Here is a 20,749-nt window from a genome sequence, read left to right as displayed (position 1 = left end):
TATTCCCCCCCTAAAAACGGTAGTGAACTGCTCCCCAATTGTTAGACACGTCTAACAATTGGAGGAGCAGTTTTTATATGGCTAAATATACATCAGAAGAAAAATTACAAGCAGTCCTACGCTACTTAGAAGGCAAAGAAAGTTCACATGAAATTGCTAAATCAATGGGAACAGATCACAAAGCAATTCTTAATTGGGCAAAACAATATGAGTATAACGGCGTAGAAACATTTATAAAACGATATACAAATTATTCGGCACAGTTTAAACTAGACGTACTAAACTATATGATTGAAAACGGTACGTCCTTACTTGAAACGGCAGCTATCTTTCATATAGCTACTCCTTCTACACTTCGTGTTTGGAAAAAACAATTTGAAACAAAAGGATTCGATGCCCTTCAATCAAAGAGAAAGGGGCGTCCATCCATGAAAAAAGAAACAAATAAACAGCCAAAACAAGCACCAGTAGAAGGCTCACCAGAAGCACTTCAAGCAGAAATCAATCGTCTACGTATGGAAAACGAGTATTTAAAAAAGTTGAACGCCTTAGTTCAAGCCAAGAAAAAATCACCAAAGAGGACAAAGTAAAAGTCATCTATGAATTAAGGCATAAATACTCGGTGAAGGCGCTTGTAGCGTTCGCAGAAATTCCACGTAGCACGTACTATGATTTAGTAAAGAAGATGAATCGTCCCGATCCAGATGCCGAGTTAAAGGCCAAAATTCAAGAAATCTATAAGGAACATGAAGGCCGTTATGGCTATCGTCGCATTCGTAATGAGCTAGCGAATCGTGGGCAAAAAGTGAATCATAAGAAAGTGCAACGCCTGATGAAAGCGCTAAGCTTAAAGTGCATCGTTCGTATGAAAAAATATAAGTCATATAAAGGGACAGTTGGTAAAATTGCGCCTAACATTTTAGATCGCCATTTTACAGCAAAAGCGCCTAATGAGAAATGGGTAACAGATATTACAGAGTTTAAGTTATTTGGTGAAAAGCTTTATTTATCGCCTGTTTTAGACTTATTTAATGGCGAAATTATTACGTATACAATTGGCTCTAGACCTACATATTCATTAGTTTCAGAGATGGTAGAAAAGGCTTTAGAGGGATTGTGCAGAGTATGTCGCGTAAAGGAAACTGTTACGACAATTCTGTCATGGAGAATTTCTTTGGCATCATGAAGTCGAAATTTCTCTATTTAAAGGAATTTGAAAGTGTCGAGCATTTTAAAAAGGAACTTGAAAACTATATAAACTATTACAACACGAAACGTATGAAGGCAAAATTAAAAATGAGTCCGGTGCAGTACCGAACTTATTTTACCCAAATTGCCTAAACGAAATAACCGTGTCTAACTTTAAGGGGTCACTTCAGTTTTTTCACCCATTTGTTCTGTTGATAGTGCCAACCTTGATTGGAATGAATCGTTGTTCGATATTCTGCACGTTCTTGAATAATTGGAAGGGCTTGTTTCAAAGAATCTAGCACAAAATCTAGTGTCAGTCGTTTAGACATACTAAATCCAATAATCTCACCGTTGTATAAATCCATAATTGGGCTCAAATACAATTTTTCATCATTTGTACATTTGAATTCTATTACGTCGGTTACCACTTTTTAAAGGGCATAAGGTGTATTGAAACGGCCATTTAAACGATTTTTCGCCACTTTTCCAACTGTGCCTTTATACGATTTATAGCGTGATTTGCGGACGAATTTCTCACATTTCAAATCCAATTCCTGCATAATACGCTGTACTTTTTTATGATCAATTGTGTAGCCTTGCGCTATCAATTCTACATGAATACGACGGTAGCCATATCGACCTTCATGTTTTTTAAACGTCTCTAAAATTAACGTTTTCCAATCTTTATCTGGATCTTTCTGGTGCATTTGCTATACGTAGCCTCTTGAATGTCCACACGTACTAAGACATCTTTTAATCGGAATCCTTCTTCTTTGAGTTCAAAGGCAATCGCTGCTTTTGCTTTTCGAGGAAGGCATCCAAATTCTCTCGAAACGCCTTCAACTTTTTTAGGTACGCAACCTCTAGACGAAGTAGTTCATTTTCGCGCTCTAACTGCTCCTCACGTGACATTTCTTTTTCTTGCCTGAGAGATTGATTTTGATTTTTTAGACATAGACGGGCGCCCCTTCACTTTTTCTTGCAGGCCCCTATTCCTTCTTTTAGAAATGTACTGTTCCATTTGGCGATGACAGAAGGATTATTCATCTTACACCGAATCGCTGTATCTAGATAAGAAGCACCTGTTTGTTTCATAAAGTGTAATAAATCTAATTTGAGTTGAATAGAATAAAACTGCTTCTTTTTCTTCACTGTCAAGCCATTTCGACCAAATGCTTTATAAACACGTACCCAGCGTATGACGACTGTTTTATCAAAGATAAAATATTTCCTTGTAATTAAAGTAAAACCTAATGTCCCGTTAAATAATCTTGGACAACTTTCAACTTAAATTCTTCGTTATATTTGACCATAAAAAAATCACCCCAAAAGTTAGTTTTTACTCTAAGTTTTGGGATGCAGCACTTTAGGAGGTTCTTTATTTTATTGCGGTTTCTTCCCTCAACACGTACCTTCGTCCAAATGTAATATAGAAAAATGTAGAGGCGATTAAATAAAGACCACCCGTAATCGTGAAGGCATAGGCATAGCCCCAGTAAGAGCCATATGTCGTAACAAGCCATGCAGCTGGCAAGCCCATAACCGCCCAGCCTAAATTAAAGACCATTTGATTAACCGAGTTGGCTAACCCTTTATATTTATCATGAACAACTTCCATAGCAATCGCACTTTGAATCGGATTACCTGCATTCATTAACGCCTGACGCATTAAAAAGCCGATAGATGCTAGAAGCAAGGAGTTGGTAAAAGCCGTTAAAAACAAAAACGGAATGGACATGAGCTGGAATAAAACAAGCGCCCTCACTTTTCCAACACGCTTTACTAGCATTGGACCGATTAACATTGCAACAGTTGTCATCGCAGAGCCTAGCGCTAAAATAAATCCAATATAAGAGTTAGAAGCATCAAAGCGATTTGCAAAATATAAATTTAAGTATGGAATGACTAAGCCTGCCCCAAAGCCAACTAGTAAATTTGCTGTACCGAAAAATAAAATCATTTTTAAATTAAATGACCAGCCTACTTCCTTGCTCATTTCAGATGTCGCCTCTTGTGACTCTTCCTTTGCTTTCTGTGCATTTGTTGCCATAGGCTTTAGCTTGAATAACGGGAATAAACCACAGAAGAAAATAACACAGCCAGTCAGTAGTGAAACTTGAATGCTCTCGACCTCTCCCATTTTTGCTAGCCATTGTAAGCTATCTGCAATAATACCGCCTAATAAATTACCGACAACATTGGATACCGTTACAAGTGCGAAATGAATACTGAACAATTGCATTCGCTCACGCGGGCTCGAATTTTCAGCTAGAAATGGAACACCAGAAACTTGTGCTAGCGCCCAAACAATCCCCATACCGAAAGCAAGCATTAGCATTGGCTGCTCAGCAATCACAACACTGCGTCCTACAAGCAAAATAGCCGTTAAAGTTGAGCCAATAATCAAGAGCCATTTGCGCCCAATTTTATCACTCAATAGCCCAGCAGGTATAAGCATTAGCGCCGTCGCCAGTGAAGTCATAGAAATGACACTACCATTCACTGACTCTGGCAAGCCGAGCTCTCGGATATATAAATTGTACATAACACTAAATACGCCCATCCCTATTTGAATAAGCACATTTGATAAAATAAATAAGCGTATATTTCGATTAAAAGATTTTAAGCTTCTGCCCCACTCATGAAGCCATTTTTTCACTTGTCGCACCTCGTTTTTTAGACAATTAATTCGATAATCTAAATATACGTTCTTCGTAGTAAATAAGCAACATACTTAACAACAAAAATCAAAACAACACCATTGCTCGCAAGATTCATCTTGTCTTCAAGACTACAAAACTCGGTTTATTTTAATTATGGTAAAATGCATTTTAGGTAGTATTTAAATAGATAAAAATAAGGCGCTAACAAAATTTGTTAGCGCCTTAAATTGTAGTGAATTGTCAGAATTGTTTGCGTGCCAGGCACCTTATCCATTTAATGAATTTGCCTGTAGCTGATACATTGTTTCGTAGCGACCGCCTAATGCTAATAGCTCCTCATGCGTACCTTGCTCGACAATTTCGCCACGGTCTAATACAAGAATTTTATCAGCATTTTTTATTGTTGATAGACGGTGAGCGATAATAAATGTTGTGCGTCCCTGTTTTAGGACTTCCATCGCATGCTGAATAATTTCCTCTGTTTCTGTATCAATATTCGATGTAGCCTCATCTAAAATTAATATCGCTGGATTAAAGGCAAGTGCGCGGGCGAAGGAAATTAATTGGCGCTGCCCTGAGGACAGCGTGCTTCCTTTTTCGATTACCGGCTCATCCAGTCCTTTTTCTAAATTCGCTAATACGCGTTCACCGCCAACAGCAGCTAGTGCCTTTTCCACTGTTTCGCGTGAAATACGCTCGTCGTTTAAGCTGACATTGGAGGCGATTGTCCCTGTAAATAAATACGGGTCTTGTAGTACAATGCCCATATGGTCGCGTATTGATTGACGAGGCAAGCTTGTAATATCCTGCCCATCAATTGTAATGCACCCTTTTTGTGGGTCGTAGAAGCGGAATAATAGGTTCATAATCGAGCTTTTTCCTGACCCTGTATGCCCAACAAGTGCGACTGTTTCGCCCTTTTTCGCTTCGAAATTTAAATTTTTCAGCACATACTCATCATTTTTATAGGCAAATGAAACATTTTCAAACACAACATTGCCCTCATAACGCTCGATACGGTGCTCACTCACTGGTTCACCCTGTTGATCTAATAGCTCAAATACGCGAGAGCCTGCTACTAATGAGCGCTCAAGCTGTGAGAACTGGTTTACAAAGTTAACAATTGGGTTGAACAGACGTGTCAAATAGTCGACAAGTGCGTATAATGTCCCCGCTGTTATTGCCTCTGGCATCGTCATTGATTGCGTACCAAAGTAATAAATGAAAACCATAAACATTAATAATCGAAAGACGTTTACTAAGTTGAATGATGTAGCTGAATCTAAAAATAACAGCTTGCGATTATATTCATAATGCTCATCATTCATCTCCGCGAACTCCTTTTTCATTTGGTTTTCGCGACGGAATGCCTGAATAATTGTCATTCCGTTAATCGACTCATTAATCATCGCATTAATATCTGCGATTTTTGTTCGGATAACATGATTATACTTTGCGGCAAATTTGCGATAACCAATCATCCAGCCATAAACAAGTGGAATAACGATTAAAGCGATTAGCCCCAATTTCACATCTAAAATAAATAAAGCAATATAAACCCCTGCAATGGAAATAATGCTTGTTGCAAACTGTGAGAGCACTTGCACATATAAATTGCGCACAGCCTCTGTATCATTCGTCACACGTGCCACTACTTTTCCGGCTGGTAAATTGTCAAAGTAATGAATCGGCAATGTTTGAATATGACCAAAAACATCTCGGCGCATTTGTTGCACAACGCGATTCGCCCCGATTTGCAAATAAATATACATAAAATAACGTAAAATCGCTGTCGCTATAGATAGCCCGAAGAACACCGCTAATAGTCCAGTCAATGGTTTAACAGCTATTGTCCCCGGCGTCATATAATTATCAATTATATGTTTTGCGATAAATGGCCCGGCTAGCTCTGCAAAAACAGCTAATGTTAATAAAGTCAAACCGACTAAAATTGGCTTTTTAAATGTTAAAGCGTAATGATACAAACGTTTACTTGTACTCATTCAGATCCCCCCTCTAGCTGCTGGCGGTCAAATTGCTCTTTATACCAGCCATTCTGTGCAAGAAGCTCCTCATGTGTACCTTGCTCTGTAATCATCCCATCATCTAACACGATAATGTGGTCTGCGTGTTGGATGCCTGATAAACGGTGTGTCGTAATAATCGTCGTTTTACCACTACGTTCATTTTGAATATTGTCAATAATTTTTGCCTCTGTTTTTGCGTCAACTGCTGACAATGAATCGTCCAAAATTAATATTTCAGGATTTTTAATGAGTGCACGCGCAATTGATACACGCTGCTTTTGTCCACCCGATAGTGAAACACCCTTCTCTCCTACGAGCGTTTCAATGCCCATCGGCAAGTTTTTTAAATCTTGCTCAAAATGCGCAAGTCGAATCGCATCTGCAATTTGCGCCTCTGTTGCATCTTCTTTACCAAATAAAATGTTTTCACGAATTGTCCTTGAGAATAAGACATGGTCTTGTGGCACGTAGCCAATCCAATCGAGCACTTGCTCCTTCGTTTGCTGTGCTAAATCAATGTCAGCAATTGTTAATTGACCATTACCAATTGGATATTCTCGTAATAGTTGCTTAACAAATGTTGTTTTACCCGCGCCTGTTTTTCCGACAATTCCTAAAGTTTGCCCTTGCTTTAAGGCAACTGAAATTTGCTGCAGGTTTTTCACCTGCGATAAAGGATATTGGAATGTAAAATTATTAAAACCAATGGCTGTTGGCGCTTGTAATGCCACAGCTTGTGTTGGATTTTGTACATCTGCCTCGTAATCAAGTGTTTCTTGTACACGGTCAAGCGAGGCATTCCCCTGCTGCATGACGTTAATCAACTCGCCAATGGCGAACATTGGCCATACTGCCAACCCTAGATAAACGTTAAACGTTACAAGCTGACCTACTGTCAATTCGTTGTTCGATACTAAGACAGCCCCGTACCCTAATGCTACAACATAACAAATGGCCGTACCTGCTTTTGTAATTGGTCCAAATAATGCATTAATTTTTGCTACATGCATATTTTTTTGGAATACATCCTCACTTTTATTAGCAAAGTGCTTTTGATCTCTCGTTTCTTGTACGTAAGCGCGAATAACACGTACACCAGCGACTGATTCTAATACATCGTCATTGAGCTCACCAAACGCCTCTTGCGCAGTCATATAACGCTCATGAACGATTTTCCCTAAGTATTGAATTAAAATCGCCATGATTGGCACAGGTAGCATTGCAAAAAATGTTAATTTCCATGAAATGAAAAAGCCCATCGCTAAAATAATTGCACCCATATAAACCGTCGAATCAATCAACGTCATAATACCAAAGCCAGCCGTTAATGACACCGCGTTTAAATCGTTCGTCGCACGAGCCATTAAATCACCTGTACGATTTTTCTCATAAAATGTTGGCGTCATTTTTAAAAATTGGTGCATTAATCGTTTACGTAAAATCCGCTCCAATGTAATCGCACCGCCGAATAATTGATATTGCCACACGAAATTCATTAAATAACTGAGTACAATAATGACAAGCATGCCTATTAAATAAAAGCTAAGCAATTCCTTTGTCATTATACCTTCCGTCATCTCATCAATTGCCTGACCGAGTACCCATGGCGGAAGTACTTCAACGATACTCGCTAAAATCAGCAGCACAATCGCAATTGTGTAACGCCTCCAATATTGCTTAAAAAACCATGTTAATTTTCCTAATACATCAAACATATTCTTTTTTACCTACCTTCACTGTAAAGTTACACTATCCACTATCTAGCGATTCTCTTTTTAAAATTTTCACTTGAAACTGTTTGAACATACGGATGTCCTCCTTCATCTATTTTCGCACGCCTTAGGCACAAAAAAAGACATATATCCCCATTATATTAGGATACATGCCTAAAATAAGAGATACAGGGACGTGCCTGTATCATCTTGTTATTATGCGCGTTCAAGCAAATAATAAAAAGAACATGCTACAGGTCCGGATTAAAATGTTTAGTTATTGTGCTGTTTAATAAAATCATCATAATCCTTACCTCCATTTCCTTAAATTATTTAGTGCCCCTTAAGATTAGCATACAGAAATTTACTAAGTCAATATTTTTTGAAAAATTAAATGTTTTTGTGAATTCTGTCGTTAATAAAATTATGCCACCTCAACATAAATCGTTTCAAAAATTTTATCATCTATATAAACTTCTAGCTTCCACATACCAGCTTTCGGCAACTCCATCAAACTAGGTATATGATAATCTGCACCGTTGTGAGCACTTAAATAGTTAATTTTTTCGTGTAAAACTTCAATTTTTTCGTCTGGCTCGTCTTCAAATATCCCAATTACTTTAATATCGCCTTTTAACTCATCCTCATCACCCCAAAAATGCCACATATATTTATTCGGTTCATTTGCAGTAAATGGTATCGTTTCTTTATTGTAAATAAAGCCAGCTTTATCTTTGATTCCAATCATTCGATAACTTCCTGATTCAAAAAATTCGCTTTCCTGCCAAGCTTCTTTCTTATTACCTGTACAAGCTACTAAAAGCAGTAATACGCTAAATACTAGCAACCACATTTTCGCATTCATGCCATGTCCCCTCTCTTTTTATTTATAGTTAATTATATGATAATACAAATTAACGGAATATTCACTCGAATTAAGGTTATCCTTACTATTGCTCGTCACATACCAAGCCTTACTTGCCATTTTAAACAGAGTTGAAAAAAATCGTCAGCAAAAATTGTTTTTTAGTGAGAAATCTTTTATGATAAAAGTATTCAAAAAATTTTTCTATTATAGGAGGTGTACTCTTTATTTGCCACCCTCATCTGGGCCGCAAATAAAGGAATTATTTGGACGGAGATATAGGAGAGCTAACCATAAGGCTTGTAGCATTTGCTCTATTAATTGCTGCTACGGCATTTTTTGTTGCTAGTGAGTTTGCCATAGTAAAAATAAGGGCTACACGTATCGACCAGCTTGTAGCGGAAGGTAACAAAAAGGCGTTGAAGGCGAAAAAAGTAATTTCAAATTTAGATGAATATTTGTCAGCCTGTCAGCTCGGTATTACAATTACCGCACTCGGATTAGGATGGCTAGGTGAGCCGACATTTGCGTTTATTTTACATCCGTTATTTGAGTTATTTGGCTTAGAAGGTCGCATTACATCGCTTCTTTCATTTATTATTGCCTTTTCACTTGTGACATTTTTACACGTTGTCGTAGGGGAATTAGCGCCGAAAACATTAGCTATTCAAAAAGCGGAGGCTGTCACATTAAATTTAGCAGGACCACTTATTTTATTCCATAACATTATGTATCCTTTCATTCGCGCATTAAACGGCTCAGCTCGTGCGTTAACAGGACTTTTTGGTTTAAAATTGGTTTCTGAATCAGAAGCAGCCCACTCCGAGGAAGAGCTTCGCATGATTTTATCAGATAGCTTAAAGGGTGGAGAAATTAATCACTCTGAATACGAATATGTAAATAGCATTTTCGAGTTTTCTGATCGAATCGCAAAAGAAATTATGGTACCCCGTACTGAAATTATTAGCATTGAAAAAGACCAAACATTACGAGAAGTATTTGAAGTAATGGGCGTTGAACAATATACGCGTTATCCAATTACCGATGGCGACAAAGACCATGTTGTCGGCTTAGTCAACATGAAGCATTTATTAACTGCTTACATTAAAGACCCTGTAAATGGGGAAACAAAAGTAGAAGATTATATGCAACCTGTTATTCGTGTAATTGACACAATTCCGATTAGTGACTTATTATTAAAGTTCCAGCAAGAACGCATCCATTTGGCTATTTTATTGGATGAATACGGTGGTACATCTGGTTTAGTAACAATTGAAGATATTATCGAGGAAATTGTCGGTGATATTCAAGACGAATTCGATGCTGACGAAATACCAGAAATACAGGAAATAAGCGAAAATCATTATATTATTGATGCAAAAATGCTTTTAGAAAATGTCAATGATATTTTAGGAATTGCAATTGAAGATGAAGATATTGATACAATCGGTGGCTGGGTAATGACACAGCATTTTGATGTAGTCGAAGGTGATACATTCGAAGCTTACGGTTATCAATTTACAATTAAGGAATCCGACGGTCATCATATTTTATATCTCGAAATCAAAAAGCTAGAAGAGATTGAAGTAACCGAAAATAATTTAATTGAAGAAGTTTAAGGAGTTATCCGAAAAGTGGTCTAACATAACGCTTTTCGGACAATGATAGCTGTTTTATTAGATTATATCTTATTGAAAACACTTGATTCGATACTTTTGATTTACAATAAGTTTTAACTTTCTAAACATTATTTATTAATACTACGATGGTCACATAAACATATGTCACCATTAGGGCGTGTCTGAAAATAACTTTTCAGACACGCCCTTTAGTATGCCTAAAAATCTTTCTAGGAGGAAACATTGTGGAGCTATATACAAATTTACGTGCGGGTGAAAAAGGTGCATGGTTATCAATTGGTACATATGTTGCATTAAGCGCGATGAAATTGATTGTCGGCTATCTCGGGAGCTCAGCCGCATTAAAAGCAGATGGCTTAAATAACACAACGGATATTATTGCTTCTATCGCCGTATTAGTTGGTTTACGTATTTCTCAAAAACCAGCAGATGATAACCATCAATACGGGCATTTGCGCGCGGAAACAGTAGCTTCACTAATCGCAGCATTTATTATGATTGCAGTAGGTATCCAAGTACTCATATCTTCTATTAAAAACATTTGGAATCCTACACACACTACACCTTCTATGTTAACAGCAATTATTGCACTAATTAGTGCTGTTATTATGTACGGTGTTTACCGCTACAATATTGCGCTAGCGAATAAAATCAATAGCAGTGCTGTTAAAGCAGCCGCCTACGATAATCGCTCAGATGCCCTCGTTAGTATTGGCACAGCTATCGGTATTGGTGCAGCTATTATCGGCTTTCCAATTATTGATGTCATTACAGCGTTACTTGTCGGCATTATTATTGTCAAAACAGGTATAGAAATATTTTGGGAAGCTGTGCATACATTAACGGATGGTTTTAATACGGAAGATACGGAGGCACTTTGTGAGCTTATTCGGAAAGTGGATGGTGTAAGCGACTTAGTTGATTTTAAAGGGCGCTCCCATGGCAATATGTCATTTGTCGATGTAACCGTAACAGTTAATCCTTATTTGAATGTATGGGAAAGCCATGAAATCACAGAGCAAATAGAAAATACGATTAAAAAATTCAATCCATATTGTGTAGTGCTTGTGCATATTGAACCACATGAAATACCAGCTCCGAAAGAGGATGATTATCATTTTTAAAGGAGAGTGGCGTTAGAGAAACCGTCAGTTGCCGACTTCTCTAACGCTAGCGATGAAATTAGCTTGTTGAACAAAGAGAATGCTTTCTTTGAAAACTCAATAAACATTGATTCGAGTTGTTTTTCGAGCTTACAGTAAGTCGTTAGAACAAATCATGTCACCATAGTTGTAAGTAAACCAACTAAAATGGAAATCTCCCAGATGGCTTTAACGTATCTGTCTATCTGTTTTCACTTTTTGAATAAACGCATGATATGCTAATGGATAAAATGGTCTCAGTATCACAATTGCAATCGCCATGACTATACACAAAACGAACGAGATATAAAAAACTATCACCAATAATTGTACACCGTGCAAATTATCTGGATACATATATAATGCAACAATACTAATCAACAATATAAAAAACCAACCCGGAAGAATTTGTATAAAAAAATCAGTAGTTACCTTTTTCATATACAGTAAAATAAAATTAAAAAGATAATAACAACCTAATATAAATAGAATTAGGATTGCAGAGCTTATAAATATTGACATACCAATCCCCTCCATATCTAAGCTATCTATTATACGCATCTCGGGCTTTATTATAAAGAGGTACCAGAGAGCATGAATGCTCCCTGATACCTCTTTTCACATTTGCCCGCTACCCTCTGTCAGCCCATGCTTTACTGCATATAGGGCTGCCTGTGTGCGGTCTTGCACTTGTAGTTTGGCAAAAATATTAGAAATATGTGTTTTTACTGTTTTTTCTGTTACGAATAAAGAGGAGGCGATTTCTCGGTTGCTTTTGCCCTTCGTTAGCTCTGCTAGCACGTCTTGTTCGCGTGGTGTTAACGGGTTGGCGATATGAAGCTTTTGCTCCTCCTCACGCAAGCCTTCCTCTAGCTGAGTTGTTGCTTCTGGGTGCAGCATATTTTCTCCGCGCATAATTTGGCGGATTGTATGCACTAAATCATCCGGCTCGATATCCTTTAGCTGATAGCCCGATGCGCCCGCATCAATGGCTGGTAACACATGGTCTCGGTCTGCAAAGCTCGTGAGCATCAGCACTTTAATTGCTGGGTACAACGTTTTAATACGTTTTGTTGCTTGAATACCGTCCATTTCAGGCATGACTAAATCCATTAGGACGATATCCGGCTGTACCTCTTTCACTAATTGAACAGCTTCAGCACCGTTTTTTGCTTCCCCCACGACCTCAATATCCTTTTGTGTTTTTAAAAAAAAGAGCAAACCTCTTCTTACTACATGGTGGTCATCCGCAATTAAGACACGTATCATGTTACTCCCCCCTAATACGGCAGACGGATTAATAATTCCGTCCCTTTGCCAATTTCACTCACCCAATCGGCTGTACCGCCAATTGCATGCGCTCTATCTTTAATTGATTGAATACCAAGTGAAGGTATTTTAGCCTTTGGATCGATAACAAAGCCTCTCCCTTCATCTTTCATTACGAGCAAAATATCTGTTGGTGTCACCGTAACATACAACTCGGCAATTTTAACACCAGCATGACGACGTATATTATTTAAACCTTCTTGTGCAATACGGAATAACGTTTCTTCAATGCGTGAAGGAAGTTGAATGACACCTGAAACATTGACAATTAGCTTTAGACCAAGCATCTCAGCGTATACTTTAATCGCCTCAATTAATCCACTTTCAAGTCCCCTAGGGCGCAACTGCCAAATTAGTGCGCGCATTTCCGTTAAAGCTTCCTGTGTTAGCTCTTGAATTTCTTTAAATGTTTCCTTTATTTCAGGTTGGTCGCTCATTTCAATACCAGCTCGCGATGTTAATGTCACTGAAAATAACAACTGATTGACAGAATCGTGTAAATCCCGCGCTAGTCGATTACGCTCCTGTACTAATGCAATTTCCTGTTGCTCGTTCGTTAAATGGATTCTTTTTATTGCGGAGCCCATTTGAAAAGCAACTGACTCTAATAGCTCAAGCTCCTCCTCAGTAAAGCTTACCGTATTTTTCGATGCGACATTTAAAATACCGAAGCGCTCCTGTCCAGATTGCAGTGGCACTGTTGCGTGATGTGTAATCCCCCCTGTATCATCATCACTATCCCCCATTGCACTTTCAATACGCTGACATTCAATAATATTCGAAGCCTTCATCAGCTCATTATTACGATAGCGCGACACACACCAGCAGCCACCTTTATTTAGATGTTTACAATCATTTTTTGCAAGTGCTTGTGGCAAATTTTCATGTGCAACTAATGTGGATTTCCCTTTAGCATCAATAAAAAAAATCCACCCTGTATCAAACTGCGTACCGTTTAAAAATTTTGATAAAGCTCCTCGCAACATTGGAATCATTTCGGTTTCTTCATTTAACAGTTCTGCAATTTCTTTTAATATTGTAATGTTTGAATGATTTAAGCCCATGATTCACCTCTAATTTCTTTCCATTATCATATCATTGAATAGAGGTCGAGTGCATGCACATGACACTCATACTTTTGGCTGAAATCAATTGTGAAATCCATCTCACAAATTATTCAGAAACTAGACAATTTACTTCTATTAACGCTTTCTCTATAATAAGCAGTACGTATCATTCATTTTGACGTGTAGGAGATTAGCTATGAATAAAAAATTAGAAAACAGCTTACTTGCGATTTGGGTGGTGTCGCTAGTTGCAACACTGGGCTCGCTTTATTTCTCGGAAATTAGGCAATACACGCCTTGTGAAATGTGCTGGTATCAGCGAATTCTTATGTATCCAATTGTAATTATGACAACGATTGCTTACATTCAAAAAAATGCGCGTATCGCACTAACAACTGCTGTATTTGCTTGTATAGGTGGGAGTATTTCCCTGTATCATTATGGCATTCAGAAGCTGGATTTTTTACAGGAATCTGCCCCTGCATGCGGTCTAGTTCCTTGTACAGGACAATATATTAATTGGCTTGGATTTATTACTATTCCATTTTTAGCATTAACAGCATTTATTATCATTGCAGCAATTAGCTTTTATATGTTACGTGTTTTGAAGGAGGAAAAATAATATGAAGAAGCTTGCTATTTTTGGTGGAATTATCGTTGTATTATTCGCAGCGATTATTATTTTAACAAATATGTCAAACAGCAGTAAATTAGAAAATAACCCTTACGGTAAAACAAACTTAAGACAATCTACAATTGACCAATTAAGTGACAAAAACTATCAAAACATTATTTTACCAGATGCATTGGAGCAAAAAATCGCTTCAGGTGAGCCTGTTTATGCTTATATATTCAGCCCAGAATGTGTATACTGTCAGCAAATGACACCTAAATTAATGCCAGCTGCTGATGATGCAGGTATTCATATTGACCAATTAAATGTGTTAGAATTCCCTGAGCAATGGAGTCTTTATAATTTAGAGGCTACACCTACGCTTATTTACTTCAATGAAGGTCAGGAAGTAACACGCATGACTGGTGACCATGATGTAGATACAATCAATAGCTTTTTCAAAAGTGTTAGTGCACAATAAAATCGCCCTGTCCAAAAAGCCTTGCTTAGCCGGCATTTTGGACAGCAGTGATGATGTTTGATAAAAGAGAAGCTCAACTAAATAGAGATGGCATCTTTTAAAAATTGGCTAAACATTCGCTTTAGCAGTGTTGATTTTCAATAAAAGTGGAGCGATGAAAACCTTTTTTTAATGCGAGATCAAAATAAAATAGACTTGTCAGACAATCTCATTGTTAGTTGAATCAATCGGGCTTTTAATGAGAGATAAAATTTATTTTCAAAGGCGTGTTTGGATTTATCCGACCGCCTCTTATTTTTTAGGAGGATATATATGTTTACCTATACAGTTCAACAGGACGGTCTTACAATTGAGGAGCTTTTACGTGAGGATTGGCGTCTAGGCAAAAAAATCGTGCATGAATTACGCATGGCAAAGGCAATTACGCTACAGGACGGGACCGCTCCATTATGGAAGGAGCCGCTCGCTGCTGGGACAGCGCTAACATTTAATTTTACGAATCAGCCATCGAGCTATAACACCTTGTCGCAATGTGAATTAAATATTCGCTATGAGGATGCTCATTGTTTAATTGTTTCGAAGCCAAAAGGGATGGCGACACATCCAAATGATGTGAAGGATAATTATACTTGTATGAATCACGTCATGACACATATTCAACAAAATGGCGGTAGTTATGCTGAACATGTACATCGCCTTGACCAAGGTACAAAAGGTTTGCTCCTTGTTGCCAAGCACCCGATTGCGAAATCTGTATTCGACCGTATGATTGAAGAGAAAACGATTATTCGCAAATATGCGGCTGAAGTACAAGGTAATCTTCGCACAGACAGCGGTGTTATTACTGCACCGATTGGCAAAGACCGCCACCATAATACGCGCCGCGTCGTTTCCGCATCTGGTCAGCATGCCGTGACTCACTACGAAGTCGTGCAGCGCTTTAAAAATAGCTGTATTGTACATGTAGTGCTAGAGACAGGTCGCACACATCAAATACGTGTTCATATGGCGCATTTAGGGCATCCAATAGTCGGCGATACATTATATAATGCACGTCAAACAGCGTCGAATGACTATGAATTACACGCTATACAGCTTGAATTTCATCATCCATTCACACATGAACATATACTAATAATTGATAAATAGTATTATGAATTTTCAATTATTTCTGCTAAAATATTGAGCAATATCATTTATGAGAAAAGAGGATGTACATGGAAAATTTTCTGTTCTACATATTTATGTGTATAATGCTCATTATTTTACCAGGACCCGATACTGCAATTGTTACGAAAAATACATTGCTCACAAGTAAAAAGGCTGGCTTGCAAACAATGGCTGGGACATTATGTGCGTTAATGATTCATACGTCTGCTGCTGTACTTGGTTTATCAGCAATTATTGTGAAATCTGCAGTTGTCTTTTCTATTATTAAATATATCGGCGCTATTTATTTACTTTATCTTGGAATTAAAACATTGGTCGCTATGACGAGACGAAAGCCACAGCTTGCGGATGCAGTGCCACATAAAAATGACAGCAAATCGAGCTTTATGCAAGGCTTTTTAACAAACTTGCTCAATCCGAAAGTAGCCGTTTTTTTCTTAACTTTTTTACCGCAATTTTTAGCATCGAATACAGAGCCATTATTGCCATTTTTCATTATGGGGGTTACATATACCGCTTTAACCGCCATTTGGTTTGTCGGCTATGTATACTTGCTTCACCAAATTCGAGCATTTATGAACAAACCGTCCACACAAAAATGGATGGAGGGGGCAACAGGAGCTATACTCATTCTTTTTGGCGTCAAACTAGCTTTTGAGAAGGGCTGACAGTAAGAAGCGGGTGTCCTAAAAGTCCATTTTGTTTTGCCTTCGCATTGAAATCAATGTTTTCATCGCTTCCCTTTTATTGAAGGGGTACACTGCTCAAGCCAATGTCTATCACATTTTTAAAAGAGGCGTTTTCTGTTTATAGGAATCAATATTTTGTGAAACATCATCGCTACTGTCCAAAATGCCGGCTATGCACGGCTTTTTGGACAGCCCCTTCTTTATTATTTAATGAAAAGCTTTCTTTCAAAATTAATAGGCAGAAAGTGTCGATTTGCTCATAAATCGGCTGAATTCGCTCATTAACATGAAAATAGGGCATCTGAAAGTCGAATCAATGAAAACTCGCGTTACAGTTATTTTGCATTTAAAAGTAAATCGCTAAAGTTAGTGCTTCCTCCACTTTCACAGATAACTGACATTTTACAACAACAAAAGCGTTCAAAACGCCGGCAACTGCACGGTTTTTTGAACGCCTTCCCCACTTCTTATAGTTTGTTAATAAGCGCAAAGATTGTTTCTTTTAGTTCATCATCGCTATCAGATAGTTGTACTAGGTTACCTACGCGCTCACGTAAAATTGGACGCTCGATAACTAATTGCTCATCAAGTACTTGTACTAATAATTCAATGATTAAGCGGTCACGTACTGCTAAAGCTTCCTCTAAACGCTCTGGTGTAATCTTTGCATTTGCATGTGATACTGATGCCATCGGAAAATCCTCCCTATTTATATAGATATACATTCATATTTTATCATAGATTGTCGTTCATTTGGCGTCTTTCACAGTTAAAAGTCAAAATTATCAGGGTCAGCACCTGTACGATGGAATGTATTTAATGCTGAAATTGCTGCAACTTCATCAACAGCTAAAGCGAAGTCAAATACCTCTAAATTTTCTTTGACGCGCTGTGGTGTTATAGATTTTGGAATTACGATATTACCTACCTCTAAATGCCAACGTAGCACGATTTGTGCAGGTGTTTTACTATATTTCTCAGCTAAACCTTTTACGATAGGATGTGTGAAGACAATACCTGTCCCTAGTGGAGCCCATGCTGTTACCGCAATATTATGCTGTGCACAAAATGCACGTAAGTCATGCTGTGCTAAAGATGGGTGACATTCTACTTGATTCACCATCGGCTTAACATTCGCTACTGCAAATACTTCCTCCAAATGATGTTGATGATGGTTAGAAACGCCTGGCACACGAATTAGCTTTTCCTCGTAAAGGCGCTCTATTGCTTTATATGTTTCTGCCAATGTTGGCTTTGGCCAATGCGTCAAATATAAATCAATATATTCCAAATTTAATTTTTTTAAGGATGTTTCAAAAGCACGTAAAGTATTATCAAAGCCTTGATCCGCATTCCAAACCTTCGTCGTAATAAATAATTCCGAACGCTCCACTCCTGATGCTTTAATTGCTTCCCCAACTGCTTCTTCATTTTGATAAATCGCTGCTGTATCAATAGCACGATAGCCAGCATTTAATGCCTCAATCACGCCATTAAATGCGACTTCATGCTCCTTCATTCGGAATACACCGTAGCCAACGCGTGGCATTTCCACACCATTTGCTAATGTTATAGTTTTTGAAATTGTCATGGATGAGTCCCCCTTATATATCAAATGTAAAATTATCTGGATCTTTCCCAAAGCGTTTATTTTGATTTAATGCATCAAGTGTCAGCATATCTTGCGCCGATAATTCAAAATCAAAAATTTGCGCGTTTTCTTCAATTCGATGTGACTTTACTGATTTCGGTATGACGATAATGCCATGCTGTAAATGCCAGCGCAGCACAATTTGCGCTGGTGTTTTTCCATGCTTTACCGCAAGTGCTTGAATCGTGTCATCCGTTAGCACCCCACCGCGCCCTAATGGTGACCATGCTGTTACAGCAATATTGTGCTCCGCGCAAAATGCACGCAAATCTTGTTGCGATAAATACGGATGCATTTCTACTTGATTAACAGCTGGAGCTGTATTTGCCTTAGTAAAAATTTGCTCCAAATGATGTGAATGATGATTCGACACACCCGGCACACGTATTAATTTCTCATCATAGAGGCGTTCAATTGCTCGATATGTATCAACGAATTTATCCGCCACTGGCCAATGTGTTAAATATAAATCAACATATTCCATCGCTAATTTTTTCAATGATGCTTCGAAAGCCCGCAATGTATTGTCATAGCCTTGGTCTGTATTCCAAACCTTTGTCGTAACGAAGATTTCCTCGCGCGGCACATTCGAATGCCGAATCGCTTCACCTACCTCGACCTCGTTGAAATAAAGTGAAGCCGTATCAATCGCGCGGTATCCAACCTGTAATGCTTTCGTAATGGAAGAAATTGTTTCATCACGGTCTGTCATTTTATACACACCTAAACCAAAAAGCGGCATTTCAACACCATTTTCCAGTCTTTTTGTACTTTGCAAGTGCATTTTCATCCCTCCTTCTGCATTCTAATTTTATTATATACTTAATCGACCATTCTTTCGAGAAACGAATCTTCATACGAAAAATTACGAGGTTGCATCACAAAAAGCGTGTCCAAAAATGATGTTCAGACACGCCTTTAATTCCAATAGTGAATCCTGCACGTAATCATACTATTTAATCCTATTCTCGAATATTACCATTGATTTGTGACATTCTAGCTCTATTTGCGGCTTGCCATAGTTTATAAGCAAATTCAAAATGTTATTAGCGCTTGTTTAATTCTCCTCTGTTTTATCGAATTGTTGTGGGTCTACGATGCGCTCATCCTCCTCCAATTGCTGACCATCTCTCATATTTTCCATTTGCTTACCTAGTTGTTTTAAATCCTCCATATTGTTCACCATATGCCCGCTTGTTGGTTGTTTATTCTCTTTCTCCATTTTAGACCCCTCCTTTTTTATTTTCTATTCCCGATAATGTCTGTTTTTAACCTATTTAGACACAAAATAACCATAGTAAAGTTTATATATATAGGCTATACTTATAAAAGAGTTTATATACATGAGGAGGATACTTCCATGAAATTATTATTAATTCTTGGCGTTTGTGCATCTTTTCTAATTGCAATTTTCACTGGCGGTTACGAAGGAAAGCCATTTGCTAAAAAGGACTAATTTTTAAGCCTTTATTTATTAGGCGACTACAAAACACTCGGATATATTTCGGGTGTTTTTTTCTTGTATTTTTTTCTTTTAACATTTAAACTTACTTAAAGTAACTTAGTTAAGTATCCTAATCATAGAGGAGCTTCCATATGACAATAAACTTTCACCAAAAACCAAATATGTATGCATCACATTTACAATTAAAAGTTTCAAATTTACAGCAATCACTTGACTATTATACATCACTTATCGGCTTTCAAATTTTACAGCAAGATGAGCAAAATGCCTATTTAACTGTCGATGGCATGACAAGCATCTTATCATTAATTGAAGTTGAGAATGCCCTTCCTCTAGGCAACGGGCTAACAGGGCTGTATCATATTGCGCTATTATTACCTAACCGCAAAGATTTGGGCAATATTGTGCAGCATTTTGTACAGCGCAATATTCGTATCGGTGCAGCAGACCACTATGTAAGCGAAGCATTGTACTTAAATGACCCAGACGGTAACGGTATCGAAATCTATATTGACCGTCCTGCAAGCAACTGGCAATGGCGTGATAATCAAGTCAAAATGGTTACAGAGCAGCTAAATTTTAACCCTATTCTAACTGCGGCTGATGGGCAATGGAACGGTTTACCTAAAGACACCATTATCGGACACATTCATTTATCCGTTGCTGATTTAGAAAAATCTGAGCAATTTTATACAAATGTACTTGATTTCAATGTCGTTTCACGTTATGGCAAACAAGCGCTCTTCATTTCAACAGGCGGCTATCATCACCATATTGGCTTAAATACTTGGCACAGTGAGAATGGTATGAAGCCTTCACCAAATCATGTTGGACTACAATCATTCACAATTGTTTTAGAAAATGATGTGGTAGCACAGCGAGTTCGTGAAAAATTAACAGCAGCAGGCTTCACTGTAGAGCATTTTGAAAATGCTCCAACTTATGGCGGCGCTCAATTTTTTTCAGTAGAAGACCCTAATGGCATTCGTATATTATTTACTATAAATGATGAGTAACTTCATTATCTTTAAAACTGTTCCAAAA

General features: G+C 37.9%; 18 protein-coding genes and 1 pseudogene. 8 read left to right on the top strand and 11 right to left on the bottom strand.

Going from position 1 to position 20,749, the window contains the following annotated elements:
* The first annotated feature begins 77 nt into the window (after positions 1-77).
* Positions 78-1,341, top strand: a pseudogene (locus tag MHH70_RS15620) (IS3 family transposase).
* 281 nt (positions 1,342-1,622) lie between these two features.
* Here the strand turns inward: MHH70_RS15620 and MHH70_RS15615 are convergent.
* From MHH70_RS15615 to MHH70_RS15595, 5 genes are all read right to left on the bottom strand, one after another.
* On the bottom strand, positions 1,623-1,898 hold the full coding sequence (locus MHH70_RS15615) for an IS3 family transposase (protein WP_342471916.1): 276 nt from the start codon (positions 1,896-1,898) through the stop codon (positions 1,623-1,625).
* Positions 1,899-2,569: 671 nt separating this feature from the next.
* Positions 2,570-3,850: an MFS transporter gene (locus MHH70_RS15610; protein ID WP_342471915.1), complete on the bottom strand. Its 1,281-nt coding sequence runs from the start codon at positions 3,848-3,850 to the stop codon at positions 2,570-2,572.
* Between the two features lie 270 nt (positions 3,851-4,120).
* Positions 4,121-5,857 (bottom strand): ABC transporter ATP-binding protein, encoded by a 1,737-nt coding sequence (locus tag MHH70_RS15605; RefSeq protein WP_066167315.1) that lies wholly within the window; start codon positions 5,855-5,857, stop codon positions 4,121-4,123.
* Positions 5,854-7,596, bottom strand: coding sequence for an ABC transporter ATP-binding protein (locus MHH70_RS15600; protein WP_066167318.1), 1,743 nt, complete (start codon positions 7,594-7,596; stop codon positions 5,854-5,856). Before MHH70_RS15600 ends, MHH70_RS15605 begins: the two co-directional genes overlap by 4 nt.
* Positions 7,597-8,017: 421 nt before the next feature.
* On the bottom strand, positions 8,018-8,458 hold the full coding sequence (locus MHH70_RS15595) for a DUF4871 domain-containing protein (RefSeq protein ID WP_342471914.1): 441 nt from the start codon (positions 8,456-8,458) through the stop codon (positions 8,018-8,020).
* Between the two features lie 266 nt (positions 8,459-8,724).
* On the opposite strand from MHH70_RS15595, the gene MHH70_RS15590 reads away from it, so the two are divergent.
* Positions 8,725-10,077 (top strand): hemolysin family protein, encoded by a 1,353-nt coding sequence (locus MHH70_RS15590; protein ID WP_066167323.1) that lies wholly within the window; start codon positions 8,725-8,727, stop codon positions 10,075-10,077.
* A gap of 245 nt (positions 10,078-10,322) precedes the next feature.
* On the top strand, positions 10,323-11,222 hold the full coding sequence (locus MHH70_RS15585) for a cation diffusion facilitator family transporter (RefSeq protein WP_342471913.1): 900 nt from the start codon (positions 10,323-10,325) through the stop codon (positions 11,220-11,222).
* A gap of 636 nt (positions 11,223-11,858) precedes the next feature.
* On the opposite strand, the gene MHH70_RS15580 is transcribed toward MHH70_RS15585, so the two are convergent.
* Positions 11,859-12,509, bottom strand: coding sequence for a response regulator transcription factor (locus MHH70_RS15580; RefSeq protein ID WP_342471912.1), 651 nt, complete (start codon positions 12,507-12,509; stop codon positions 11,859-11,861).
* An 11-nt stretch (positions 12,510-12,520) separates the two neighbouring features.
* A complete protein-coding gene (locus tag MHH70_RS15575; protein ID WP_066167342.1) occupies positions 12,521-13,633 on the bottom strand; it encodes a GAF domain-containing sensor histidine kinase in 1,113 nt (370 codons plus the stop codon).
* A 199-nt stretch (positions 13,634-13,832) separates the two neighbouring features.
* Here MHH70_RS15575 and MHH70_RS15570 point away from each other — a divergent pair, with 199 nt between their 5' ends.
* From MHH70_RS15570 to MHH70_RS15555, 4 genes are all read left to right on the top strand, one after another.
* Positions 13,833-14,258, top strand: coding sequence for a disulfide oxidoreductase (locus MHH70_RS15570; RefSeq protein WP_066167345.1), 426 nt, complete (start codon positions 13,833-13,835; stop codon positions 14,256-14,258).
* 1 nt (position 14,259) lies between these two features.
* Complete coding sequence (locus tag MHH70_RS15565; RefSeq protein ID WP_342471911.1) at positions 14,260-14,730, top strand: thioredoxin family protein; 471 nt, start codon at positions 14,260-14,262, stop codon at positions 14,728-14,730.
* A 312-nt stretch (positions 14,731-15,042) separates the two neighbouring features.
* Complete coding sequence (locus MHH70_RS15560) at positions 15,043-15,879, top strand: RluA family pseudouridine synthase (protein ID WP_342471910.1); 837 nt, start codon at positions 15,043-15,045, stop codon at positions 15,877-15,879.
* A gap of 68 nt (positions 15,880-15,947) precedes the next feature.
* Positions 15,948-16,568 carry a LysE family translocator gene (locus MHH70_RS15555; protein ID WP_342471909.1) on the top strand — a complete coding sequence of 207 codons (621 nt, stop codon included), beginning with the start codon at positions 15,948-15,950 and terminating at the stop codon, positions 16,566-16,568.
* Between the two features lie 488 nt (positions 16,569-17,056).
* Here MHH70_RS15555 and MHH70_RS15550 read toward each other — a convergent pair whose 3' ends face one another.
* The 4 genes from MHH70_RS15550 to MHH70_RS15535 all read right to left on the bottom strand — a co-directional run bounded on the left by MHH70_RS15550 (position 17,057) and on the right by MHH70_RS15535 (position 19,462).
* A complete protein-coding gene (locus MHH70_RS15550; protein WP_066167356.1) occupies positions 17,057-17,281 on the bottom strand; it encodes a phosphate-starvation-inducible protein PsiE in 225 nt (74 codons plus the stop codon).
* Between the two features lie 77 nt (positions 17,282-17,358).
* A complete protein-coding gene (locus MHH70_RS15545) occupies positions 17,359-18,180 on the bottom strand; it encodes an aldo/keto reductase (RefSeq protein WP_342471908.1) in 822 nt (273 codons plus the stop codon).
* Positions 18,181-18,193: 13 nt separating this feature from the next.
* On the bottom strand, positions 18,194-19,024 hold the full coding sequence (locus MHH70_RS15540; RefSeq protein ID WP_342471907.1) for an aldo/keto reductase: 831 nt from the start codon (positions 19,022-19,024) through the stop codon (positions 18,194-18,196).
* A gap of 273 nt (positions 19,025-19,297) precedes the next feature.
* Positions 19,298-19,462, bottom strand: a complete 165-nt coding sequence (locus MHH70_RS15535; protein ID WP_066167365.1) for a hypothetical protein — start codon at positions 19,460-19,462, stop codon at positions 19,298-19,300.
* A 374-nt stretch (positions 19,463-19,836) separates the two neighbouring features.
* Between MHH70_RS15535 and MHH70_RS15530 the strand changes: the two genes are divergently transcribed.
* On the top strand, positions 19,837-20,721 hold the full coding sequence (locus tag MHH70_RS15530) for a VOC family protein (protein WP_342471906.1): 885 nt from the start codon (positions 19,837-19,839) through the stop codon (positions 20,719-20,721).
* Positions 20,722-20,749: the final 28 nt, after the last annotated feature.

It is taken from the genome of Metasolibacillus sp. FSL H7-0170 (genome assembly GCF_038593115.1).
GTDB lineage: Bacteria > Bacillota > Bacilli > Bacillales_A > Planococcaceae > Metasolibacillus > Metasolibacillus fluoroglycofenilyticus.
Note: the sequence above shows the minus strand (reverse complement) of the source record. Positions and strands in the feature narration are given on the sequence as shown.

Bases quoted from the DNA above. Each gene is read 5' to 3' on its own strand.
- MHH70_RS15615 (WP_342471916.1), bottom strand. From the start codon at position 1,898: ATGCACCAGAAAGATCCAGATAAAGATTGGAAAACGTTAATTTTAGAG.
- MHH70_RS15605 (WP_066167315.1), bottom strand. From the start codon at position 5,857: ATGAGTACAAGTAAACGTTTGTATCATTACGCTTTAACATTTAAAAAG.
- MHH70_RS15600 (WP_066167318.1), bottom strand. From the start codon at position 7,596: ATGTTTGATGTATTAGGAAAATTAACATGGTTTTTTAAGCAATATTGG.
- MHH70_RS15595 (WP_342471914.1), bottom strand. From the start codon at position 8,458: ATGAATGCGAAAATGTGGTTGCTAGTATTTAGCGTATTACTGCTTTTA.
- MHH70_RS15580 (WP_342471912.1), bottom strand. From the start codon at position 12,509: ATGATACGTGTCTTAATTGCGGATGACCACCATGTAGTAAGAAGAGGT.
- MHH70_RS15575 (WP_066167342.1), bottom strand. From the start codon at position 13,633: ATGGGCTTAAATCATTCAAACATTACAATATTAAAAGAAATTGCAGAA.
- MHH70_RS15570 (WP_066167345.1), top strand. From the start codon at position 13,833: ATGAATAAAAAATTAGAAAACAGCTTACTTGCGATTTGGGTGGTGTCG.
- MHH70_RS15565 (WP_342471911.1), top strand. From the start codon at position 14,260: ATGAAGAAGCTTGCTATTTTTGGTGGAATTATCGTTGTATTATTCGCA.
- MHH70_RS15560 (WP_342471910.1), top strand. From the start codon at position 15,043: ATGTTTACCTATACAGTTCAACAGGACGGTCTTACAATTGAGGAGCTT.
- MHH70_RS15555 (WP_342471909.1), top strand. From the start codon at position 15,948: ATGGAAAATTTTCTGTTCTACATATTTATGTGTATAATGCTCATTATT.
- MHH70_RS15550 (WP_066167356.1), bottom strand. From the start codon at position 17,281: ATGGCATCAGTATCACATGCAAATGCAAAGATTACACCAGAGCGTTTA.
- MHH70_RS15545 (WP_342471908.1), bottom strand. From the start codon at position 18,180: ATGACAATTTCAAAAACTATAACATTAGCAAATGGTGTGGAAATGCCA.
- MHH70_RS15540 (WP_342471907.1), bottom strand. From the start codon at position 19,024: ATGCACTTGCAAAGTACAAAAAGACTGGAAAATGGTGTTGAAATGCCG.
- MHH70_RS15535 (WP_066167365.1), bottom strand. From the start codon at position 19,462: ATGGAGAAAGAGAATAAACAACCAACAAGCGGGCATATGGTGAACAAT.
- MHH70_RS15530 (WP_342471906.1), top strand. From the start codon at position 19,837: ATGACAATAAACTTTCACCAAAAACCAAATATGTATGCATCACATTTA.